20 protein-coding genes are annotated in these 21,312 nt (G+C 68.7%); 10 read left to right on the forward strand and 10 right to left on the reverse strand.

What is annotated here, in order from left to right:
• Positions 1–208 precede the first annotated feature (208 nt).
• The 10 genes from GCN81_RS27400 to GCN81_RS27445 form a co-directional block, all read right to left on the reverse strand.
• Positions 209–961: a thioesterase II family protein gene (locus GCN81_RS27400; protein WP_156727263.1), complete on the reverse strand. Its 753-nt coding sequence runs from the start codon at positions 959–961 to the stop codon at positions 209–211.
• A gap of 71 nt (positions 962–1,032) precedes the next feature.
• Complete coding sequence (locus tag GCN81_RS27405) at positions 1,033–2,019, reverse strand: ACP S-malonyltransferase (protein WP_156727264.1); 987 nt, start codon at positions 2,017–2,019, stop codon at positions 1,033–1,035.
• Between the two features lie 345 nt (positions 2,020–2,364).
• Positions 2,365–3,102: an NIPSNAP family protein gene (locus GCN81_RS27410; protein WP_156727265.1), complete on the reverse strand. Its 738-nt coding sequence runs from the start codon at positions 3,100–3,102 to the stop codon at positions 2,365–2,367.
• Positions 3,103–3,187: 85 nt separating this feature from the next.
• Entirely contained in the window at positions 3,188–3,616 is a 429-nt protein-coding gene (locus tag GCN81_RS27415; protein WP_156727266.1) for an Rrf2 family transcriptional regulator, read from the reverse strand.
• Positions 3,617–3,677: 61 nt separating this feature from the next.
• On the reverse strand, positions 3,678–4,604 hold the full coding sequence (locus GCN81_RS27420) for a YhjD/YihY/BrkB family envelope integrity protein (RefSeq protein WP_156727267.1): 927 nt from the start codon (positions 4,602–4,604) through the stop codon (positions 3,678–3,680).
• A gap of 87 nt (positions 4,605–4,691) precedes the next feature.
• Complete coding sequence (locus GCN81_RS27425; RefSeq protein ID WP_156727268.1) at positions 4,692–5,423, reverse strand: hypothetical protein; 732 nt, start codon at positions 5,421–5,423, stop codon at positions 4,692–4,694.
• An 80-nt stretch (positions 5,424–5,503) separates the two neighbouring features.
• The gene (locus GCN81_RS27430) at positions 5,504–5,944 is read right to left on the reverse strand and encodes a nuclear transport factor 2 family protein (protein WP_156727269.1); all 441 of its coding nucleotides are present in this window, start codon (positions 5,942–5,944) and stop codon (positions 5,504–5,506) included.
• An 11-nt stretch (positions 5,945–5,955) separates the two neighbouring features.
• Positions 5,956–6,879: an NAD-dependent epimerase/dehydratase family protein gene (locus GCN81_RS27435; protein WP_156727270.1), complete on the reverse strand. Its 924-nt coding sequence runs from the start codon at positions 6,877–6,879 to the stop codon at positions 5,956–5,958.
• On the reverse strand, positions 6,876–9,764 hold the full coding sequence (locus GCN81_RS27440) for an alpha/beta fold hydrolase (RefSeq protein ID WP_156727271.1): 2,889 nt from the start codon (positions 9,762–9,764) through the stop codon (positions 6,876–6,878). The genes GCN81_RS27435 and GCN81_RS27440 overlap by 4 nt, the downstream gene beginning before the upstream one ends.
• Positions 9,765–9,852: 88 nt before the next feature.
• Positions 9,853–10,581: a 4'-phosphopantetheinyl transferase family protein gene (locus GCN81_RS27445; RefSeq protein ID WP_231627010.1), complete on the reverse strand. Its 729-nt coding sequence runs from the start codon at positions 10,579–10,581 to the stop codon at positions 9,853–9,855.
• Between the two features lie 581 nt (positions 10,582–11,162).
• On the opposite strand from GCN81_RS27445, the gene GCN81_RS27450 reads away from it, so the two are divergent.
• The 10 genes from GCN81_RS27450 to GCN81_RS27495 form a co-directional block, all read left to right on the forward strand.
• Entirely contained in the window at positions 11,163–11,762 is a 600-nt protein-coding gene (locus tag GCN81_RS27450; RefSeq protein WP_231627011.1) for a helix-turn-helix transcriptional regulator, read from the forward strand.
• Between the two features lie 162 nt (positions 11,763–11,924).
• Complete coding sequence (locus GCN81_RS27455; RefSeq protein WP_156727273.1) at positions 11,925–12,752, forward strand: helix-turn-helix transcriptional regulator; 828 nt, start codon at positions 11,925–11,927, stop codon at positions 12,750–12,752.
• A gap of 219 nt (positions 12,753–12,971) precedes the next feature.
• Positions 12,972–13,919, forward strand: coding sequence for an ACP S-malonyltransferase (locus tag GCN81_RS27460; RefSeq protein ID WP_156727274.1), 948 nt, complete (start codon positions 12,972–12,974; stop codon positions 13,917–13,919).
• Positions 13,920–13,965: 46 nt separating this feature from the next.
• A complete protein-coding gene (locus GCN81_RS27465) occupies positions 13,966–14,295 on the forward strand; it encodes a thioesterase II family protein (RefSeq protein ID WP_156727275.1) in 330 nt (109 codons plus the stop codon).
• Complete coding sequence (locus GCN81_RS27470) at positions 14,292–15,071, forward strand: IclR family transcriptional regulator (protein ID WP_267904608.1); 780 nt, start codon at positions 14,292–14,294, stop codon at positions 15,069–15,071. The genes GCN81_RS27465 and GCN81_RS27470 overlap by 4 nt, the downstream gene beginning before the upstream one ends.
• Before the next feature lie 233 nt (positions 15,072–15,304).
• Entirely contained in the window at positions 15,305–16,066 is a 762-nt protein-coding gene (locus GCN81_RS27475) for an ABC transporter ATP-binding protein (protein WP_156727284.1), read from the forward strand.
• Positions 16,066–18,606 carry an ABC transporter permease gene (locus GCN81_RS27480; RefSeq protein WP_156727276.1) on the forward strand — a complete coding sequence of 847 codons (2,541 nt, stop codon included), beginning with the start codon at positions 16,066–16,068 and terminating at the stop codon, positions 18,604–18,606. The genes GCN81_RS27475 and GCN81_RS27480 overlap by 1 nt, the downstream gene beginning before the upstream one ends.
• A gap of 235 nt (positions 18,607–18,841) precedes the next feature.
• Positions 18,842–19,096: a helix-turn-helix domain-containing protein gene (locus GCN81_RS27485; protein WP_156727277.1), complete on the forward strand. Its 255-nt coding sequence runs from the start codon at positions 18,842–18,844 to the stop codon at positions 19,094–19,096.
• 359 nt (positions 19,097–19,455) lie between these two features.
• A complete protein-coding gene (locus tag GCN81_RS27490; protein ID WP_231627012.1) occupies positions 19,456–20,553 on the forward strand; it encodes a polyprenyl synthetase family protein in 1,098 nt (365 codons plus the stop codon).
• 70 nt (positions 20,554–20,623) lie between these two features.
• Positions 20,624–21,312: carboxyl transferase domain-containing protein (locus GCN81_RS27495; RefSeq protein ID WP_407698025.1), on the forward strand; the 689-nt coding region annotated here is incomplete at its 3' end.

The following is a 21,312-nucleotide window of genomic DNA, read 5'->3' on the forward strand; positions in this document are numbered from 1 at the left end:
TTCTCAGCGGTTTGCTGTCAGGGATTGTTCTGGGGCCGCCGAACCCGTACAACATCCGCTGCAACAAGCTGCCATCCAAAGACGGCATTTGCTTCTCCGCAGCGCACGGCCCCGGTTCTCGCGGGTCAGACCTGCAAGGTGGGTTCACTCGTGTGCGCCAGGGCGTCGTTCGGCCCATAGCGCGGACGCGGCTGTTCCGCGAGGTCCATCAGAGCGCCGCCATCCGGCGGCCGACGTCCCTGACCAGCTCGGCCTCCTGGTCGACGAGGTAGAAGTGCCCGCCGGGCAGCACCCGCATCTCGAAGCCCTTGGGGGCGAGGCTCTCCCAGCCGCGCACCCCCGGCTCGTCCACATCGGGGTCCCCCTCGCCCAGGTAGCCGACGACCGGGCACTCCAGCTGGATGCCGGGCCTGGCCCCGTAGCGGGCGACGATCCCGAAGTCAGCCTCGATCGCGGGCAGGATCAGCTCGCGCAGGTCCGGGTCCTCGAGCAGCGCGGCGTCCGTACCGCCCATCCGGCGCACCTCGGGCAGCACGTTGTTCTTGTCGGCCAGCTCCGCCCGCGGGGTGAGCAGGTGCGGGGCCTTGCGGCAGGAGACCATGAGCAGTGCGGGCGGGGTGCCGTACCGCTCCTGGAGCCGCAGGGTGACCTCGTAGGCCAGGGACGCGCCCATGCTGTGGCCGAAGAGCGCCAGGGGCGTGCCGGTCGCCGCGAGCGGCCGCAGTTCCTCGGTGAGCGCGTCCGCCATCGGTTCCATCGCGGTGAACAGCGGTTCGGCGATGCGCTCCTGACGGCCCGGGTAGCGGGTGGCCAGCACCTCCACACCGGCGCCAAAGGCGTGGCCCCAGCGGTGGAAGAAGCTGGCGGAGCCGCCTGCGTGCGGCAGGCACACCAGCCGCGCGGCGGGCGGGCCCTGGATGGCGTACCTGCGCAGCCATGCGCTGTCGATGCCAAGTGCCACGGTGGGTCGTTCTCCTTGTCCTTCGCTGTCCTTCGCTGTCCTTCGCTGTCCTTCGCTGTCCTTCGCCCGCTTCAGTCCCTGACCGCGTGGACGGCCAGCTGCTCCAGCGCCTCGGGCCCTTCGACGGACACGACCTCGACGTCCGGCGCGATGCGGCGGATCAGCCCGGCCAGGGTGCGGCCGGGACCGAGTTCGACCAGGCGGCGGCAGCCGAGCCGACCCGTGAGGGTCCCGACGCTGCGCTCCCACTGCACGGGGGAGGTGAGCTGCCGGGTGAAGTGCGCCGGCCAGTCGCAGTCGCCCGTGTACGGTTCGGCGTCGACGTTCGCCACCACCGGCAGGTGCACCGGGGCGAACGCGGTGTTCTTCAGGGCGATGGTCAGCGCCGCGGCAGCGGGCTCCATGTACGGGCTGTGGAAGGCGCCGCCGACCTGGAGCCTGATCATCTTGGCGCCGATCGAGGGCGCCAGGGCGCCGAGTTCGTCGATGCCTTCGAGGGAGCCGCCCACGACCGTCTGGCCGGGGGCGTTGATGTTCGCCACCCACACCTGGTGGCCCTCGTCGCGGAGCCGGCTCACCAACTGCTCCACGTCGGCCAGAGGTGCGGCGACCAGCACGCCCATGGTGCCCTCGCGGCCCAGCGCGGCGTCCCGCATGGCCCGGCCCCTGGCCGCGACCAGGGCCGTCGCCGCACTCAGGCCGAGCCCTCCGGCCGCGGTGAGCGCCGCGTACTCGCCCAGGCTGTGGCCCGCGCAGGCGACGACTTCGCTGCCCGCTTCGGGGCCTATCGCGCCGCGGCGCACCGCCTCGGCGTGCGCGAGCACGGCGACGGCGAACACGCCGAGCTGCGCCAGGTCGGTGCGCTTCAGTTCGGCCGCGGGGGTGCGCAGCAGGAGTTCGGGAATGTCCTGACCGGCCGCATCGGACATTTCCTCGGTGAGTTCCCAGGAAGGGGTAAGACGCCACGGTTCACCCATGGCCTCTTTCTGCGTTCCCTGTCCGGGAAATACCAGACCGATCGGCAATGGGTGCCGCACCGGGTGATTCGGCTCGTTCATGCCCGCCTTCCTCAGGGTGTTCACCGGAGAGCGCGGAAGGTCCGGATCCGCTGTACAGATCCGGACCCTCGCACATCGGCGGAACACGGTGGGGTGACCCGGCCGCCGGGGACTGGTCATTCGGCAGAGCCCAAATCCCGTTCCTTGAACTCCATACAAGTGCGGGACACGCGCCGGTCGCAACACGCCTTTCAGGAAGTTGCCAGCCGCCGCGGATCCTCGACGGCGGACGGCACGCCGCTCTTACCCGTCGGCCCGAATCGGACCTGGCTCACTCGATTTGCCGGACAGCGTGACGTGACGGGCGCAACTTCCTGACAGGCCGCTCCAACCCGCCCTCGGAGGTCACCGCAGTGTTGACCGCTCGGTGGGTGCCAGCCGTAGCCGTTGCGTGGTCGTGGCCCAGCGCGTCGAGAGGGTGGGCAGCACCTCTTCGCGCCAGCGTTCCGCATGCTGTAGGCGGTCCAGATGATCGTCGATGTGGGCTTCGTCGGCGAAGCGTGCGAACGATACGAAGACCTCCTCGCCGGTCCGTACCGGCAGTGCCGGGAAGGTGTTCGGGGCGTGCTCCGACCGCAGGTACGCCATGGGCTTGCCGCCGGTCTCGGTCAGTAGGGGCCGCATGCGCTGCTCGAAGAACTCGAGGAATGTCGTGTCGAACGGGCCGTCGCCGTGCCAGATCGTGGCGAGGATGAGCGACGGCGGTGATGCGGCCGTCGTGCCGGGGGCTGGCCGGGTGCTGGCTGGCATGGGGAAGCCGCCCTGTGCCGAGGCTGGCCGTAGCAGCAGTACGTTATCGGAGTCGATCATCGTCGCGTTGGCCTCGTCGCGGTGTGCCTGCCAGGCCGGTCCGCCGTAGAAGTTTCCCAACGCCTTGGCGCGGTGTGGCATGTCTTCGAAGCCGCGGAGCCAGACGAACCGGTCGGGGTTGTCCAGGTCGCGGAACTGGCCGAGGAGAGTGATGCCTGCGGTCTCCTGGGTCTCGACGAACTCCCGGTCGAACAGATCGATCAGCACGTCTCGCTGTCCTGGGCGCAGCGTGTACTGCCGCAGTTCGACGACCGGACACCGTGGGGATTTCACGAGCGTTGCTCCTCATTGAGTTGTTGGAACAGTTCTTGTTACAGCTGAGGGTGTGGTGACGGCCGTACGGCGACCGGGCCTGGCTCTAGTTGACCAGCGTCTCGCGAAGCACGTCAGCGATCGACGTTTCCGTCAGCTCCCGCCGCATGGCTCGCTCCACCCGGCCGTAGGCCTCGCTCAGGGCGGGTCGAATGCCTCGGCCGACCGGGCACTCCAGATTGGGCTCGGTGCGGTGCAGGCCGAACGGCGGCTCCGACCCGACGGCGTCGTACACCTCCAGCAGGGTGATCTCCTCTGGCGGGCGGGCCAGGCTCCAGCCCGCACCGGCGCCGTGGCGGACCTCCACCAGGCCGGCCCGTCGCAGGTCGCCGAGGCTGCGCCGGATGATCACGGGGTTGGTGTTGACGCTGGCCGCGACCTGGTCCGAGGTCAGCACCTCCTGGCCGCGGCGCTGCGCTAGTGCCAGCCACGCCAGCACATGCGTCGCGATGGTCAACCGACTGTTCGCAGCCATCACCTCTCCTTTCTGTAACAGATTCTGTTACAGCTGTCCCCGCTGTCAAGCCTTGGTGGATTTAGCCCCGTCCGCGGCCCCGTCCCCGACGCCGGAGGTGGCGCCTCGGGCGCAGGTTCGGCAGCCGGTGGGCTACTCGTGGGTACTCCTCGTGCAGCAGTCGGCCGACGAGTGCGCCTCCGAAGACCACGACCCCGACGCCCACCAGCCAGGACTGGACGACGAGGACGGTGCCGAACGGGCCGTACGTGACGGCGTTGGACGCGATCAGCGGGGAGAACACGTACCGCGAGAAGATCCTCAGGCCGGTCAGCCCGATCAGTGTCACGATCGCGCCCGGCAGCAGGGCGAGCCAGCCGACCCGCCCGCCGAGCAGCATGCGCTGCGACCACCAGAAGAACAGCAGGGTGCCGGTGCCCGTGGTGGCGACATGCCAGAGGGAGGTCGGGAAGCCGTAGCCGTCCGGCGCGCGGTGCTGGGTGATCTGGGCCGAGCCGAAGAGATAGCCGATCAGCACGGCGGCCCACACCGCGTGCCGCCACATGGTGTGCCAGCGGGCGGTGGGCAGCTCCCAGACCTTCTCGTACCCGGTCTGGATGGACCAGCCGAAAGTCAGGCCGAAGACGCACAGGGTCGCGAGGCCGAACGACGTGGTGGTCTCCAGTACTTGCCGGGGCTGGGTGAACAGCTCCTCCACCTGTTCCTGGACCGCCGCGGAGACGCCGAGCCCCTCGCCCAGCCACGCGGCGAACCCCCGGGCGTTCGCCGGGGCGGTCGCCGAGATGACGATGAGCAGGGGCACCAGCGTGAGAAACCCCAGCGCCGCGAAACCCATCGAGCGGTGCATCAGCTCCAGCTCGGCGCTCCGCCGCCATAGCCGGGCCGCGACGGAGTCGCCCAGGGCGGCGTACAGCCGCCGCCACAGCGCTGGCGGACCCTCGGGTTCGCCGTCGGGTCCGCCCTCGGTGCCGGAAGGTTTCTCGTGCATGCTCTGTGGCCTACCCGGGGGCCTCAGCGGTGCCCTGCGCTGCCTCGGACCGTCAGCCGCTTGCCGGGTGAGATCACCCTATGGGGCTTACTCGCAGCCGCGCTGCCAGTTCCAGCCGATGAAGGTGTTGCGAAGGTCCACGTCGAAGGTGCAGGAGGCGGTGCCGTCGGGCTTGAGCTCGATGGAGGAGTGGTGGGTGTTCGCGTAGCGGTTGCCGGTGATGTCGAAGATGCCCTTGTAGGTGAAGTCCGCTGTCGAGTCGGAGCGGGAGGTGGTGCAGTCCGTGGTGCAGTCGTCCGTGCTGGCGGAGGACTTGAGGGACCAGCCCGCGTTCCAGGGCTCGCGGTTCCACTCCTGGCGGGCCTCGGTGGACGCGGTGGTGACGCGGGTGTCGTCCGTCTCCCAGGTGGAGGTCGTGTACAGGCCCGTCATGCGGATGTTGCAGCAGTCGTACATCTCGTTCCAGCTGCGGAGCTGGTGCTGACCTGTGGTGGATGAGGCGGATGAGGTGGACGAGGTGGCGGCGGCGGTCGAGAGGCTCGCCTTGCGGGTGGTGGGTGCGGAGGACGACGACGGTACGTACTTCACCGGGCCCAGCTTCGGCGCGCAGTCCTCGCCGATGGTGACCTGCTGCTGTACGGCCATGCCGGGCGGCGGCGCTGGCAGTTCCCCGGACAGCTTGAGGTCCCCGCACGGCTCACCCTGCTGGGCGGCGGGCTTGGGGTCGGCCACGGGGGTGGCGGCGGCAGCGGTGCCCACGGGGAGCGCGAGCAGGAGGGCTGCCGATGCGGCCGTGGCGAGGGCGGTTCTGATGCGCAAGTTCTTTCCCTTTGGTGTTAGTTGGGTCAGCTGGGACCGGCGTACGTTGTCGTCAGTCAGCTTCTGAAGTTCCTGAGTCGTCAGCTGTGGATCAACTGCTGGAACTGGGCGGTGTCGAAGATGTCCTCCATGCGCGTGGCGCGACCCTCGCGGATCGTCCACGAGTGGACAAAGGTCAGGGTCTCGGTGTGGCCGTTCACCGAGGTGACATCGCGGACCCCGAAGACGATCACACGGTCGCCGGACCGTATGAACTCCCGTGGTTGCAGGCGCATCCCGCCGATGACCGTGGGGACATGAGCCAGGAACTCCTTGACGCCCGCGTGGCCTGACTTGGTGCCGCCGAGGCCGAACTCGGCCATGGACTCGGGGTGTACCCAGGCGATGTCGGGGGCCAGCGTGCTCAGGAGACCCTCCACGTCGCGGTCGCGGAAGGCGCGGTACGCGGCGTGCACCACGTCGAGCGGGTCGGAGAGACCAGGAGTGTCGAGCTGACCGGGCGCGTCGGGCTGACCAGGCATGGGGTTCCTCCTCAGGACGTGACGTGGTCGGGGTAGAGCGCCTGAAGGGTGCGGCGGATGCCGTCCCGCCAGGTCACCTGGCAGGGCCCGGTCAGGGCGCGGCGCAGCGTGGGGTCGAACTGGTAGGTCTCGCGGGTGACATCGCTGGGCACCAAATGCGCCTGGACGCCGGTGAGTTCCTCGATGTGGCGTACGCAGTCGGTGATGCCGACGGACTCGTCGCCACCCCAGTTGACCAGCGTGGCGGGGGTGGCGGCCGCCTCCCACAGCCGTGGGACTTGCTGGACGAGGTCGTCGGTGTAGAGGAGGGAGGCCCAGTTCTGGCCGGTGCGGGGGACCGGGATCGGCTCTCCGGCCAGCATCCGCTTGAAGTACAGCATCGGCACACCGCCGTAACCGCCGGGCCCGTACGCGATGTTGAGGCGGGCGATGGTGGTGGGGAGGCCCAGCACTTGGGCGAAGGCCCGTACCGCGCCCTCGGTGGCGATTTTGCCCACCGGGTAGGCGGGCAGCCAGTCCGCCACCCCGTCCACCGGGTCCGACTCGGTGTACTGGTGGTCCAGGGTCTGCCGGGCGTAGACGGCTCCGGTGGACACGTAAAGGAACGACTCCGCGCTGCGGCAGTGGGTCATCAGGCGGCCCGCCGCGACTGAGTTGACCTCGGAGGCGGCGTTGAAGTCGCCGTCCTCGCCGCGGCGTACCGCGGAGTGGATGACGTGGGTGAAGTCCTCGGGCAGGCCCTTGAGGGCGTACTCGCTGGTGTCGTCCATGTCCCAGCGCCAGGTGGTGATGGACCGCTCGCGCAGCTCGCGCTCCACGCCCGGGGTGCCGAACCGGCCGAGGCACCAGACCTCGTTCTCCCCGGCGAGTGCTTCCGCGACCGGTCGTGCCACCTGCCCGGTGCCGCCGGTGACCAGGATCTTCTTGCCCTTCACGCACTGTCCCCCTTGTCATCCTTGTCATCGCCCAGGGCGCGGTCGAGTTCGCGGCGCAGGATCGCCTGGAACGCGGCCACATGCCGTGGGCCCATGAGTGTGTAGTGCTCGCCCGGTACGTCGATGTAGTGGTTCGGTTCGGTGGAGTGCTCGTCCCAACGGCGCAGTTCGTTGTGGAGCCAGTCCTCCTTGGTGCCGCGCAGGGGGACGGCGTAGAAGACCGACAGGGAGCGGACGGTGCCGCTGGGCTGGTAGCCGCGGCCGAGGTCGGTGAGCCCGTCGGCGAGCTCCGCCCAGGCGCCGAACTTGTCGACGTCCAGGTCGAGTTCGGCGAGTCGCTGGGGCGGGGCGATGTCGATGAAGTGCGCGAGCTGCCTCTCGCGGGGCAGGTCGCGCAGCTGCTGGGGCAGTTCGAGTGACTGCTTCTTGTCGATCAGCGCGAGGAAGAAGGCGAGGTTGGCCGCGGTCTCGACGAAGTCGAGTTCGTTCATGCGGTACTTGATGTGGGGCGGCAGGTTGAAGCTGCCGACGAAGTCCACGCGCTCGCCCTCCGCCTCAAGCGCCTTCGCGATCTCAAACGCCACAGCGCCGCCGTAGGAGTACCCGGCGACGGCGTACGGGCCGTGTGGCTGCCGCTCCCTGATGGCCGCGACATAGGTGTCGACCATCTCCTCGAAGGTGGCGAACGGCTTCTCGCCCTCGTTGAAGCCCCGGGCCCGCAGGGCGTAGAACGGCCGGTCACCCACGAAGTACTTGGCGAGGTTGACGAACACCAGCACTTCACCGACGCCGGGGTGCACACAGAACAGCGGGGTCTTGTCGCCGCTGACCTGCATGGGCACGATCGGGTCGTACGTCTGCTCGCCCCCGCCGCCGAAGCCGCCCGGGCCGTCGGAGCCGCCGCGCTGGTCCAGCCGTGCGGCCAGGGCCCGGACGCTGGGGGCCCGCAGTACGGTGATGATCTCCAGGCCGGTCACGCCGAGACGCTGGGCCACCTGCTGGCGCAGCCGCAGGATGTCCAGCGAGGTGCCGCCGAGATCGAAGAAGCTGGCGGTGGCGCTGATCCGGGACGGCTCGGTGTCGAACATCTGGGCGTAGATCTCGGCCAGGACCCGTTCCGTGTCCCCCTCGGGCGCGGTGTATCCGCCCAGGCGGCGCAGGGTGAGGGCGGCGACGTGCTCGATGGCGTCGGCGTACCGGCCACTCTCCAGGCGGCCGCGCATCAGCGGGCGCTGGATCTTGCCGAGGCTGGTCTTGGGGAAGGCGTCCTTGGGCAGCGGGATGATCAGGGCGGGCCGGAAGCCCCACTGCATCACCACGGTGCTGCGTACGGCGGTCAGTACGCGGTACAGCGCGGCTTCGTCACCGTCGGGGACCTCGCTGTGGAAGGCGATCACCAGGTGCTCGGTGTCGCTGCCCGCGGGGCGGGTCGGGAACGCGGCCACGTACGAGCGGGCGACGCCCTGGAGCTGCTCCAGCTCGGACTCGATCTCGTGACTGAAGTAGTTGACGCCGTTGACGATGACGCTGTCCTTGCTGCGTCCTACGAGGCTGAGCCGGCCCTCGTCGATCCGGCCCAGGTCGCCGCTGCGGAACCAGCCGTCGGCGGTGAAGGCGGCTTCGGTGGCCTGGGGGTTGTTGTAGTAGCCCGGGGTGATCATGGCGCCGATCAGCTGGAGTTCACCGACCTCGCCCTCGGGCAGGGCGCGGTCGTCCTCGTCGGCGATCCGGATGCTCAGGCCCTGGACGGGGGTCCCCAGGTTGGCGAACTCCTGGCCCAGGTCCGCCTCGGGGAAGCGCTGGGAGTAGACGCTTCCGGCGCAGGTCTCGGTCATGCCGAAGGCGGGCCACAGCGTGTCGGGGCCCAGGCCGCAGGGGGCGAAGTTCGCGAGGAAGGCCTCGCCGGTGGCGCGGCGGACGGCTTCGCCGCCGCTGATGATGTGCCGCAGGCGGGACAGGTCGAGTGGTGCGCAGGGCTCCTGGAGGATCTGGTCGGCCGCCGCGTTGAGCAGACCCATCAGGAAGTTCGGGGTGAACGTGACGGTGACGCCGTGCCGGGATATCAGCCGGAGGAACTCGACGGGCTCGCTCAGCACGACCTGGGCCTCGACGTGCAGTTGCTGGCTGCCGTAGGCCAGGGGCAGCAGATGGCACTCCAGGAGCGCCGCCACATGGTCGAAGGAGACCCAGTTCAAGGTGGTGTCGGCGGCCGTGAGTTGGTGGTAGCCGTTCTTGGCCGCCATGGACGCCAGCAGGTTGGCGTGGGTCAGCCGTACGGCCTTGGAGTTGCCGGTGGAGCCGGAGGTCAGGACGAGGGCGGCGGTGTCATGGGGTTCGGCCTGGTGGAAGCGCTCGGCGGGGGCCGCGCCGTCCAGGGAGGTGAGGGTGGTGACGGGGAGGTTCGTCGCCGCGGGCAGCTCGGCGCTCAGCGAGTCGCTGGTGATCAGCTGCGGGTGGTCCAGCAGCGTGTCCACATGGGCCAGTTGGGCGGCCCAGCGTTCCGGGTCGCCGGTGAGGGGCGCCATCGGGCAGGGGACGAAGCCGCCGAGCACACAGGCCCAGAACGCGGTCAGGAATTCCCGCGGGCGCTCGAGGAGCAGGACCACGTTGCGTCCCGGCTGGACGCCACGGGCGCGCAGGGCGGTGAGGACCCGGCTGGCTTGGTCGAGGAGCTCGGGGTAGCGCTGGAAGGCGGACTCCGCCGAGGCGCCGCCCAGGCAGTAGCGGAGCCCGGACTCGGGGTGGGTGGCGGCGGCCTGGAGGAGGAGGTCGGCGATGCTGGTGGAATGCAAGTCCGCGTTTGTCGTGGGTGGGACGATAACGGGTTCGGCTACTGCTTGAGCCGTGTTTTCGGGCAGGGCGTATTTGAGGGAGATGTTTTCCATGATGTGTTGAATGCCTTTTCTCTGAGTTCATGCGAACGTTGTGATCAACAAGGGCATCAAGGGAGGATCAAACGTTTCACTGGAAGGCTCAAAGCGTTGAGGTATCCGGCCATCGCCGGGTGGTCGTCGTCGGATGTCCGGTGCCCCGCAGGGCGAGCGCGGCCGTCCAGCCGCTGGGCACCACGGGGCGCGTGACCGACCAGGTCTCCCGCTGGCCGCCCAGTTCCGTGGTCACGGCGACCGGACCCGCGTGGCTGGGGTGTGTCTCCACAGCGGTGAGGTCGGTGGTGATCCCGATGCCCGCGCCCTTGAGTACGGCTTCCTTGCGGGTCCAGCAGCGCAGGAACGCCAGCGTGCGCGCGATGCCCTCGGGCAGGTCATCGACGTGCTCGCGCTCCAGTCGGGTGAGCACTCTCTCGGAGAGGGTGTCGACGGGCGTGTCCCGGACCGCTTCGACATCGACGCCCACCGGGCGCTCCGCGACGGCGAGCATGCCGATCCCGGAGCTGTGCGACATGCTGATATGCCAGAAGTTCGCCGGATGCGAGACGGTCGGCGGCCCGTGCCGCGCGTCCCCGCAGCCGGGGCACGGGCGACGCCCGAGTACCACTTCCCTGGGCTCCACGCCGAGCAGCGGGGCGAGGACGCGCCGGACCGTGGCGCGGCACATGACGAACTCGGCCGCGGCCGTCGCCGACTTCATGCGGTTCAGCCGGGCGTGCTCCTGGCGGTCGAGGAGGCCCAGGTCAGCCAGCTCGTACGGTCCAGTGGGGGTCCGCCACCACCACGCGCACGCGTCGAAGCCGCCGATGGTCAAGGGCTCGAGGTCGGTTGGCCGAGTGGTCGGTGTGCAACTTGTGGTCACGCGGTGAACGTAGTGCGGTACGCGGAGACAAGGGGCGAGGTGGCCGGTAGAGGACGTTCACCGCTACCGGACGTAGTGGTTCGGTTATACAGCGTGCGCTATTTGGAGGAAAACGATTCCGGTTGCTTGAGGTGAGTGCAGCTTACTGACAGAACTGCATCTCGTCTTGGAATATCAAAGGTTCGAAATGCCGCATGCGTCCAGTCGCCACGTATCTCATTGACTGGGACAGGCGCGGCGATTACTGTTTCGTGATCGAATGTGCTCCATGCGCGTGGTCCTGGCCGTGGTTTCCTTGTGACTCCCCGACGGGCTAGCTGTATTGAGCAACTAAGTCCGTACGGGGGTACAGGGACATGGTTCGTGGTGACCACGATCAGCGCGTGGAACGGGCATTGTTAGAAGCGGATGCGTTGATTGAATCTACAATTTCTTTGCGACGGCAATCTGAAGGTCCGGAGCTGATCTCACGGGTCGACGGTAGAGCCCTCGCTGAGACGGTCGATCAACTGCTCAGTGGAGTACGCCACTCGGTGGGGCTGGCCGTGGTCAGAGGCGGCGTGTTCGCGGAAGCGGTCACGAAGGTATTCGCCGATCGCGCCCCCGATGCCATCCGTGGCCGTACGGGCTTCACTCCCCGGGTCGTGGTCCGAGGTCTCTGGCCTGCGGACGCCGTGCCCGAACTGCTGGAACTCGCCGAGCGGCTGCGCCACGTACGGATGGAGGCGCGGGTCGCCGAGGGCGAACTGCGGGAACTGCTCGTCGTCGACGGGTCGGTGGCGCTGGTGCGCTCCGAGTCATCGGACCTCCCGCAGGGGCACGCGGTGACCGTACGGGACCCCGCCGCCGTCCGGGCCCTGGAGTTGCTGTTCGCTGGTGCGTGGTCCGGTGCCCGCCCACTCGCCGCCCATCTCGGCATGGGCGCGCGGCTGCGTACGGACGTCTCCCACACGATCCTCGGAAAGCTGCGCGCCGGATACACCGACGAAGAGGCGGCACGGGAGATGGGCGTCTCGCTGCGGACGTATCGGCGCCATGTAGCGGAAATCATGCGTGAACTCGGGGCGACGTCCCGCTTTCAGGCGGGCGTGCGTGCCGTGGAGCTGGGCCTGCTGAAGGACAGAGCCGTGTAGGCAGGCAGTGGCGCGCCACAAGCGCGCCTGGCTGGAACCGGGGCCTCAGAGCCGTAGGTCCCGGCGGAACATCTCAAGGGGGCTAGGACGCATGCGTACAGCAGGATGCGGTCGAAGGAGAAGTCGCGACAGCCAGGCACCGGCGGTGAGTGAGCAGTGACCATGACCACCACCACCTGGGGAAGCGCCGACGGAGGGCTTGAGGAGGCACTCTGTGAAATCCGTGAATTGATCGACGCCGCGGTCACCCAGCACCGCGGGCAATTGGCGGGCAGCCGGCTGATCAATACCGTCGACGGGGGGTACGGGGAAATCCTCCGCACGGCCCAGGAGTTGATTGACGGGGCCGAGCGCACCATCGACATCATCCACGGCCGAAATGTGAGCCTGGAGGGTCATCCACCGGACGCCGAACGCAAACTCATGCGCGGCGACGTCGAAAAGGTCAAGGTGCGCATGCTGAGCGCGCCCGCGCTGCTGGACGAGGGGTTCGTCCAGGAGCAGGCGGCGAGCGAACACCCCGTGGCGATCAAGGTGGCCCGACTGCCCCCGATCCAGGCGCTGATCGTGGACGGAAGCCGGGGGCTGGTGGTCGCCGAGTCCGCGCTCGGCCGCCGGGCCTCGGTCGTCGAGGCGCCGGAGATCCTGCTCGCGCTGCGCACGCTGATGGAGGGGGTGTGGCGCGGAGCCGTATCCGCGCAGGAACGTATCTCCTTCGGCGACCCGGCCCGGGCCGACCTGGCCCGGCAGATCCTGGGGGCGCTTCGTGAGGGCGTCACCGACGAAGTGGCCGCCCGCGAACTGACCGTCTCCGTGCGCACGTACCGGCGCTATGTCGCCGAGATCATGACGCTGCTCGGTGCCCGCTCACGCTTCCAGGCCGGGGTGCGGGCGGCGGAACTCAGGCTGCTCCCCACTTCCTGGACATTCGGCAACGCCGGTCCTGAGTCGCGGCGGCCGTTCCCGGGGAGAGGAGTGGCAGCTTCCTGAAAGGTCCGTTGCCGACCGTCGATCGCGCACCGTTATATGGAATGCGAGGACGGCGCTTTCGGCCCCGTAGGAAGTGCCTCCCGCTCGGCGGCTTCATTCCCCCGTAAGCCGCTGAAGCACGGGCCCGGAGCCGCTGGAGCGGTCTCCGGGCGCCGTGCCTCATCTTCCCTACCTCGCGGTGAACTCTGGTTGTTGGGTGATTCGATGAAGGGTGATTCGATGAAGGCAGAACCAGTCGCCCTGATGTTTCCCGGACAGGGCACACAACGCCAGGGAATGGGCGAGCCATGGCGGGATACCGCGTCCTGGTGCGTGACCACCGAGGTGTCCGAGACCATCGGCGAGGACATCGCCGACATTCTCCTGAACACCCCAGACCAGGAACTGCGCCGCACCGATCTCGCCCAACTCGCCATTTTCACCGTGTCCGTGATGGCCCATCACGAGTCGGTACGCAGTGGACTGCTCGACGGCGAGATGGTGGTCGCCTGCGCCGGGCACAGCCTCGGTGAGTACACCGCGCTGACCGCCGCCGGCGCCCTCACCGTCGGCGAGGCCGCCGCGCTGGTCGCTGCCCGCGGCCGCGCCATGCGGGATGCCGCGCGGCAGCGCGAGGGCACCATGGGCGTCCTGGTCGCCGCGCCGCTGGAAGCCGTACAGGGCCTGGTGGACGAACTGCGCGCGGCGGGCTCCGACGTGTGGGTGGCCAATGTCAACGCTCCCGGCCAGACTGTCCTCTCCGGCACCGTAGAAGGCATCGAGCGAGCGGCCGAGGCGGCCCCCTCGATCGGCGCCAAGATGATTCGCCTCAAGGTCGGCGGGGCGTTCCACAGCCCGTTGATGGAACCCGCCGCGGAAGCCTTGTCCGTGGCGCTGAGCCACACGCTCTTCGCGCCCACGCACCTGCCGGTGGTCGCCAACGTGGACGCCGAACCGTACTCCGGCCTGGCCGACTGGCCCGCGCTCGGCGCCCGCCAGCTGACCCACCCCGTGCTGTGGGAGCAAAGCGTACGCACCCTCACCGACAAGCTGGGCTGCCGCCGCCTCGTGGAGCTCGGACCCGGGCGCACCCTGGCCGGACTGGTCCGCCGGATCGCCCCGGATGTGGAGGTGGTGTCCGTGGACAGCCCTGGCGCCCTGGACAGCACCGGCGCCCTGGTCGGCTGACCGCGACAGGCTCTCTCAACCGAGCGACCGAGGAGACCGAAGCACCATGCCCGTAGGTACCGAAGGCGTCTGGCCGCGGCGGTACGCCGCCCAGGCGCCGCCGAGGCTACGTCTGCTCTGCCTCCCAGCGATCCGGACGGACTTCAGGATCGTCGCCGACTACCGGGCCAGGCCCGGTGTCGAGCTGCCGTGTCCCGTCGTCAGCTACGTCGGCGACAGCGATCCCGACGTGGACGTCGCATCCGTACGCGGCTGGTCCGAGATCGCTCGCAAGGGGTTCGACCGGGTGGTACTGCCCGGCGACCACTTCTATCGGAACGACCAGCGGCTGACCCTGATGGACGACATCCGCACCCGACTGGCGCCAGCCCGGTGAGCACAGTAAGCCGGCATCGGCCGGAGAGCGGAGTCGGTGTCCTCGACAAGGCGTCCATGCTGCTCAGCGTGGTGGAGCGGGACCCGGCGACGCTCGCGGAACTGGTCGCCTGCACCGGAATCAGCCGGCCCACGGTGCACCGGCTCGCGCTGGCGCTGGAACGGCTGGGACTGTTCGGACGGGACGCCAAGGGCCGGTTCATCATCGGACCGCGACTGGGCAATCTCGCCGTCGAAACGCACCGTGACCGGATGGTGCAGATTTCGGGTCCGCTGCTCACCGAACTCGCCGGTTTCAGTGGTCTCGATGCCCGTCTCTTCCGGCGACGCGGCGACCTTCAGGTCTGCGTCGCCGCCGCCGAGCGTGGCGACACTCGTGATCACCTGGTCCCCATCGGCACCGCGCGGCCTGCCAAGGCCGGACCGATCGCCCAGGTGCTGCTCGCCTGGGAGGAACCCGACGAGCTCTACGAGGGGTTGAGCGGCGCCCGTTTCAGCGCCGCGCACCTGGCCCGAGTACGCAGCCGGGGCTGGGCGCACGGGCCGGACATCTTTGTGCCCGGCGCTGTGTCAGTTGCCGTACCCGTACGGAGTAAGGCGGGCGGCAAGGTCCTGGCCGCTGTCGTGGTGTCGGGAAGACCCTCCCAGGTGCCGTCCCGCCCGGAGCGGCTGCTGACCGGGGCGCTGGTCGACACCGCCGTACGGATCAGCGACGGGCTGCTGCGCTCCGCCGGGAGACGGGCGACGGCAACGGGCCTGAGCTCGCCTGTCGCATAAGCCTGAGAGCGCGCCCCGGGACTCCTCTGTGTACGGCTCTGCGTCAGCCCGCCTTCGATGTCAAGAATTCGATATGCGCTCTGCTTCCGCTCTTATCAGGAGCAGGATCTATGCCGATCGGTAGGCGTGGCCGTCGTGAACCCGATTCTGGTGTCCTCGTAAATCACCATGCGCGGTCCGGCAGTTCGGCGCTCGACCGTCAGGTTCCAACCCTTGTGGGGAGTGTGAGTCGCGTGACCGCGACTATTTCAACGAAGCAGGCTGCAGCCCGAGCAGTTGGTGTGACAAAGCTGTACGGTGCGGGAGAGGCGCAGGTAGCAGCGCTGCGTGGCGTGAGTGTGGAGCTCGCGCAGGGTGAATTCACGGCAATCATGGGCCCTTCCGGATCAGGCAAATCAACGCTCATGCACTGCCTGGCCGGGCTGGACGCCGTAACAGCCGGGGATGTGTTCGTCGGCGACCTGCAGGTGAACGGGATGTCCGACAAGGAACTCACCAGGATGCGCCGGAGCCAGATCGGGTTCATCTTCCAGCAGTTCAATCTGTTGCCGACGCTTACCGCGGAGGAGAACATTCTGCTGCCGCTCTCGATCGCCGGGCGCAAGCCATCGAAGGACTGGTTCGACCGGGTCATCGACACAGTAGGCCTGGCCGGGCGACTCGCCCACCGGCCGACCGAATTGTCCGGTGGGCAGCAGCAGCGGGTGGCCTGCGCCCGTGCCCTGGTCTCCCAGCCCGAGGTCATCTTCGCCGACGAGCCGACCGGCAACCTGGACTCCACGTCGGGTACCGAGGTGCTCAAGTTCCTTCAGTACTCGGTCCGTACGCTGGGGCAGACGATCGTCATGGTCACGCATGACCCGAACGCCGCGTCGTACTCGGACCGGGTCGTCTTCCTGGCCGACGGCCAGATCGTGGACGAGCTCAGGGAGCCGACGGCGGACACCGTGCTCGACATGATGCGGAAGATCGACGTCCAGGCGCGGGTGGCGTGATGCTGACAGCCACGCTCAAGAGCCTCTTGTCCCGCAAGCTGCGGCTTGTCCTGTCGGGACTCGCTGTGGTGCTCGCGGTGATGTTCGTGTCCGGTTCGATGGTCATCCGGGACACGTTGGGTCGGTCCATCGACAACCAGTTCACCGGTGCCTATGTCGACACCGACCTGCATGTTTCGCTCAAGCCTAAGGTGAAGGCCGGGACAGGTGAGAAGGCCGTGGTGCCGCCGGCCGACCCGGCGATGGTCGAGCGGGTGGCCAAGGTTCCCGGTGTCGGCGCGGCGGTCGGCGTCGTCAAGGCCGAAGGCGCACGCGTGCTGGGCAAGGATGGCAGGCTGGTGCCGGGCACCGGTGGGCCCCGATACGGCGAGAGTTGGCGGGGCGAAGGCGAACTGCTCAGCCTGCGCTCGGGGAGCGAGCCGCGGACGGACACTGAGGTGGCCATCAACGCGGGGCTGGCCAAGAAGGGCGGCTTCAAGGTCGGCGACCGGATCGGCGTGCTGACCAGCGAGCCCAAGCAGACTTTCACCGTGGCCGGCGTCTTCGGCTACACCGAGGGACGCGACTCCATCGGTGGCGAGCAGACGGTGGCCTTCACCGTGCCGGTCGCCCAGCAGCTCATGATGGGCGAGGCGGGCGGATTCTCCGGAGTCAAGATCGACGCGGCCTCGGGTGCCTCCGTCGCCTCCGTGCGGAGCGCGCTGACCAAGGAACTCGGCGCCGGATTCGAGGTCCTGACCGGCAAGGAGCTGGCCAAGAAGGACTCCGACGCGTCGCGTGGTGTGCTGGATCTGATGGGCCAGGTCCTGCTGGGCTTCGCCGCGGTGGCGGTGCTCGTCGGCATCTTCCTGATCGTCAACACCTTCTCGATCATCATCGCGCAGCGGATCAAGGAACTCGCCCTGCTGAGGGCGCTGGGAGCCAGCCGCCGCCAGATGATCAACTCCGTGCTGCTCGAGTCCTTCGTCGTCGGGCTCGTCTCCTCCGCCCTGGGCCTGGCGGCCGGTGTCGGGATCGGCGCACTCGGCGCCAGCCTGCTCTCCGGTTCGATCGACGGTCTGGCGGTGGGCTCACTCCAGGTACCGGCGAGCGCGGTGGTCACCGCCTTCGCCGTCGGCATTCTCGTGACGATGATGGCCGCGCTCTTCCCCGCGATGCGGGCGGCGAAGGTGGCGCCGATCGCGGTGATCCGCGCCTCGGCCACCACGGACGGCAAGGGCCGGAAACAGACCTGGACGGGCGGCGTCCTCTTCGGCCTCGGGGCCGTTCTGCTGGCGCTCAGCCTCTTCGGAGACAGCGGAATCGGCATGATGCTGGTGGGTGTGCTGTTGGTGTTCGTCGGCGTGGCGCTGCTGGCCCCACTGATCAGCAAGCCTTCGGTCTGGGCCCTGGGAGTGCCGTTCTCCCGTTCACTGCCCGGACAGCTCGGACGCCGCAACTCCGCCCGCAATCCCCGGCGTACCGCCGTCACCGCCTCGGCGATGATGATTGGCGTCGCCTTGGTGACCGCCATCAGCACCGTGGCCGTCTCGGCCGAGAAGAGCGTCGGCGACGTGGTCTCGCATGACCTCAAGGCGGACCTCATGGCTGTCGGCGAGAGCGGCTCGGCACTCTCAGCGGCCATCGACCCGGCGGCGTTGGCCGAGGCAGGTCGGTCGGCCGGGGTGAAGAACGTCGCGGCGATGTCGTTCGACATGGCAACTGTCGGCAAAGACAAGCAGCCTGTCGTCGCCTGGCAGGACTGGTCCGTGGCGCGCGACATGCTCGGAGTGCGGGAGAAGCAGGGGTCCATCGGCTCGCTGGCCGCTGGGACGGTGGTCATGAACGAGGCCACGGCGAAGAGCCGCGGCGTCGGAGTCGGCGACAAGATCACTGTCCAGCTTCAGCGCGGGGAGCCCCGTACCTACAAGGTCGCGGGCATCTTCGAGAACACGGCGTTGGCGGAAGGCCTGGTCGTCCCGTGGGCTGACGCGGAGGCCGGGTTCCGTGCCAAGCAGCCCTCCCAGGCATTCTTCGAGTTGAGCGCTGGAGCCAGTGTGTCGGAGGTTCGGCCGCAGCTGGAGAAGCACCTCAAGTACAGCCCCGAGGTATCGCTCAAGACCAAGTCCGAGGTCCTGGACCTGTACAGCGGTGGCTTTGCCATGATCCTCACCGTGGTACAAGCCCTGTTGGGTGTCGCGATGCTGATCGCGGTGCTCGGCATCGTGAACACGCTCGCCCTGTCCGTTCTGGAGCGCACCAGCGAGCTGGGCGCGCTCCGGGCCATCGGTCTCAGCCGCGGCCAGACGATTCGCATGATCATGTCCGAGTCGGTGGTGATCTCGCTCTTCGGCGCTCTGCTCGGCATCGTGGTCGGCGGAGTGCTCGGACTCGCGGTGGCCCGAGCGATGCGCGAGCAGGGCGTCACGGAACTGTCCCTGCCCTGGAGCCAGATGTTCACCTATCTGGTCGGCGCGGCCGTGGTCGGGGTCCTCGCGTCGCTCGCTCCCGCGCGCAGGGGCGCCCGGCTCAATGTGCTGAGGGCCATCAGCCATGGGTAGTCTCCGGCACCGTGGGGCACCGTGGCCGGTCGGTCTGAGTCTCTCCGCTAGCGCCTAGACCGAGAGGGCGCCCCAGGTAGCTACCTGGGGCGCCCTCTCTCTTCTGTGCGCGAGGTGACACAGCCCTGTTGCAGCTTCCTGCACCATTCGTTGATCGGTCACTTCAGATGAGTTGATATGGGGGTGTACTCCAAGCGGGCCTCTATGGGGGCTCAACCCAGATACCGGGGGACCAATGCACGAGCGTGAGTTTCGCGCCTTTGTAGCTGTCGCCGAAATTGGACGTATGGACCAGGCGGCGAGAGTGCTTGGATACTCGCAGCCTGCCATTAGCTACCAGATTAAGTGCCTGGAACAGATGCTGGGTGCCCAGCTCTTCGCTCGAGACTCAAGGGGGGCGCGGCTTACCCGGGAGGGGCGCATGATTCTGCCTTCTGCCCGGGCCGTTCTTGCTCTCTTCGACAGCATGAAGGGTGTTTGTGCGGCGTAGCTCGGGACAGTACCTGACCTCGTGGCTACCGCCTCCTGATCCTAGCGGCGGCCCGCACGTCAGGACTCACGCTGTGCTCTGAAGATGGCGAAGGGAGCCGATGGCCGCGCGGCTGGGCGGGGACGGCAACCGCCAGGCCCTGGCCCGCTTCATTCCACGGGAATGAGTCATACCTCGCACCGAGAGCCCGGAAGGCATTTCGCATGGCAGTAACCGGCCAGCGTTGTTGTTCGGGACTGGAGTGCACAGTCATGGTGGAAGAGTTCAGATATTTCATACAGATATTGTCTGGGGGGTTTCTTCATGACTGAGCAGACTGTGCGGGACCCGTTGGCACCCTCGTCGTCCGGAGCGATCTGGTGATAGGTAAGGGACGCCGCGGATCGGCCGCCACCCGGCCCCGTACCCGTGCCACCGGACCCGTCCGGGACGCGGTGTGGTCGGTGTTCCAGCGGGGTCCCCGTTATCGCCTCAGGCTGGGGGACCGGGAGGCTGAGGCGCGGTTGCGGGGGCCGTTGGAGGCCGTGGAGAAGGAGATCCAGGGGCACGCGGGTGACTCCGCCGATCCGCGGGTCGGGGCTCTGACCGGCCATGTGACCGCCGCTGGTGGCAAGCGGCTGCGGCCCGTACTGGTGCTGCTGGCCGCGGAGTTCGGTGAGCCGTGGCGGGACGGGGTGCGTCAGGCCGCGGTCATCGCGGAGCTGGTCCATGTCGCCTCGCTGTACCACGACGACGTGATGGACGAGGCCGCCACCCGGCACGCCGTTCCCAGCGCCAACACCCTCTGGGGCAACCGGCAGGCCGTACGCGGCGGGGACTGGCTGCTCGCGCGGGCCGGGCGGCTCGCCGCCGAGCTCGGTCCCGAAGCCGTACGTCTCAACGCCGACACCGCGGCCCGCCTGGTGGACGGCCAGGCGCGCGAACTCATCGGCCCCGCACCGGGCCAGGACCCCGTCGAGCACTACTTCCAGGTGGTCGGGGGCAAGACGGCCGCGCTGCTGTCCATGGCCCTGCGGATCGGCGCGTGCGAGGCCGACGCGCCGAAGCCGTACGCGGACGCCCTCGCCGCGTACGGAATGTATCTCGGTACCGCCTTCCAGATCGCCGACGACCTGCTGGACCTCGCCTCGCCCGCCGACCTCACCGGCAAGGAACAGGGCAAGGACCTGCTGGCCGGAGTGGCCAGCCTGCCGGTGCTGCTGGCCCGCGCGGACATGAGCGCCCGAGGTGCCGAACTGCGCCGCCTGCTGGCGGACGGCGGTCGGCTGCTCAGCGATCGCGAGGCCCACCAGCGGGCCCTGGAGCTCTTCCAGCACGCTCCGGCCGTCGCCGAGGCGGAGGCCATGATGCGGGACCGGCTCGACTGCGCCCGTGCCGCGCTCGCGACGCTGCCGCCGATACCGGCGCGCAGCGTTCTGGAGACCCTCTGCGACTTCGTGGCCGACCGCACCAGTTGACCGCGCCAGTTGACCGCACCAGTTGACCGCACCAGTCAGCCACCATGCTCGCCGCTGAAAGGAGTTGGCCTTGTCGCCGCAGACCGCCCCCGCCCCACCGGCTTCACCAGACCGGATCGAAGAGCTGGCCCACATCCGCCACGAGGCGCTCCACGGCCCCAGCGAGAAGGCGACCGCGGCGCAGCACGCGAAGGGCAAGCTGACGGCGCGTGAGCGGATTGAGCTGCTGCTGGACGCGGGGTCGTTCCGGGAGGTCGAGCAGTTGCGGCGGCACCGGGCGACGGGCTTCGGCTTGGAGGCGAAGAAGCCGTACACCGACGGTGTGATCACCGGCTGGGGCACGGTGGTGGGCCGTACGGTCTTCGTCTACGCGCACGACTTCCGGATCTTCGGCGGCGCGCTGGGCGAGGCCCACGCGACGAAGATTCACAAGATCATGGATATGGCGATCGCGGCGGGTGCGCCGCTGGTCTCGCTGAACGACGGCGCGGGCGCCCGCATCCAGGAGGGCGTCTCGGCCCTCGCGGGGTATGGCGGCATCTTCCAGCGCAACACCCGCGCCTCCGGCGTTATCCCGCAGATCAGCGTGATGCTCGGCCCGTGCGCGGGTGGCGCGGCCTACAGCCCGGCGCTCACCGACTTCGTGTTCATGGTCCGTGAGACCTCGCAGATGTTCATCACCGGTCCGGACGTCGTCAAGGCGGTCACCGGCGAGGAGATCACCCAGAACGGTCTCGGCGGCGCCGACGTCCACGCCGG

Origin of the sequence: Streptomyces apocyni (assembly GCF_009739465.1) — a bacterium.
Taxonomy (GTDB): domain Bacteria; phylum Actinomycetota; class Actinomycetes; order Streptomycetales; family Streptomycetaceae; genus Streptomyces; species Streptomyces apocyni.

What these genes read in the sequence shown, in the direction of transcription:
- GCN81_RS27405 (WP_156727264.1), bottom strand. Translation starts at nt 2,019, where the DNA reads ATGAACGAGCCGAATCACCCGGTGCGGCACCCATTGCCGATCGGTCTG.
- GCN81_RS27415 (WP_156727266.1), bottom strand. Translation starts at nt 3,616, where the DNA reads ATGGCTGCGAACAGTCGGTTGACCATCGCGACGCATGTGCTGGCGTGG.
- GCN81_RS27420 (WP_156727267.1), bottom strand. Translation starts at nt 4,604, where the DNA reads ATGCACGAGAAACCTTCCGGCACCGAGGGCGGACCCGACGGCGAACCC.
- GCN81_RS27430 (WP_156727269.1), bottom strand. Translation starts at nt 5,944, where the DNA reads ATGCCTGGTCAGCCCGACGCGCCCGGTCAGCTCGACACTCCTGGTCTC.
- GCN81_RS27440 (WP_156727271.1), bottom strand. Translation starts at nt 9,764, where the DNA reads ATGGAAAACATCTCCCTCAAATACGCCCTGCCCGAAAACACGGCTCAA.
- GCN81_RS27455 (WP_156727273.1), top strand. Translation starts at nt 11,925, where the DNA reads ATGACCACCACCACCTGGGGAAGCGCCGACGGAGGGCTTGAGGAGGCA.
- GCN81_RS27460 (WP_156727274.1), top strand. Translation starts at nt 12,972, where the DNA reads ATGAAGGCAGAACCAGTCGCCCTGATGTTTCCCGGACAGGGCACACAA.
- GCN81_RS27465 (WP_156727275.1), top strand. Translation starts at nt 13,966, where the DNA reads ATGCCCGTAGGTACCGAAGGCGTCTGGCCGCGGCGGTACGCCGCCCAG.
- GCN81_RS27480 (WP_156727276.1), top strand. Translation starts at nt 16,066, where the DNA reads ATGCTGACAGCCACGCTCAAGAGCCTCTTGTCCCGCAAGCTGCGGCTT.
- GCN81_RS27485 (WP_156727277.1), top strand. Translation starts at nt 18,842, where the DNA reads ATGCACGAGCGTGAGTTTCGCGCCTTTGTAGCTGTCGCCGAAATTGGA.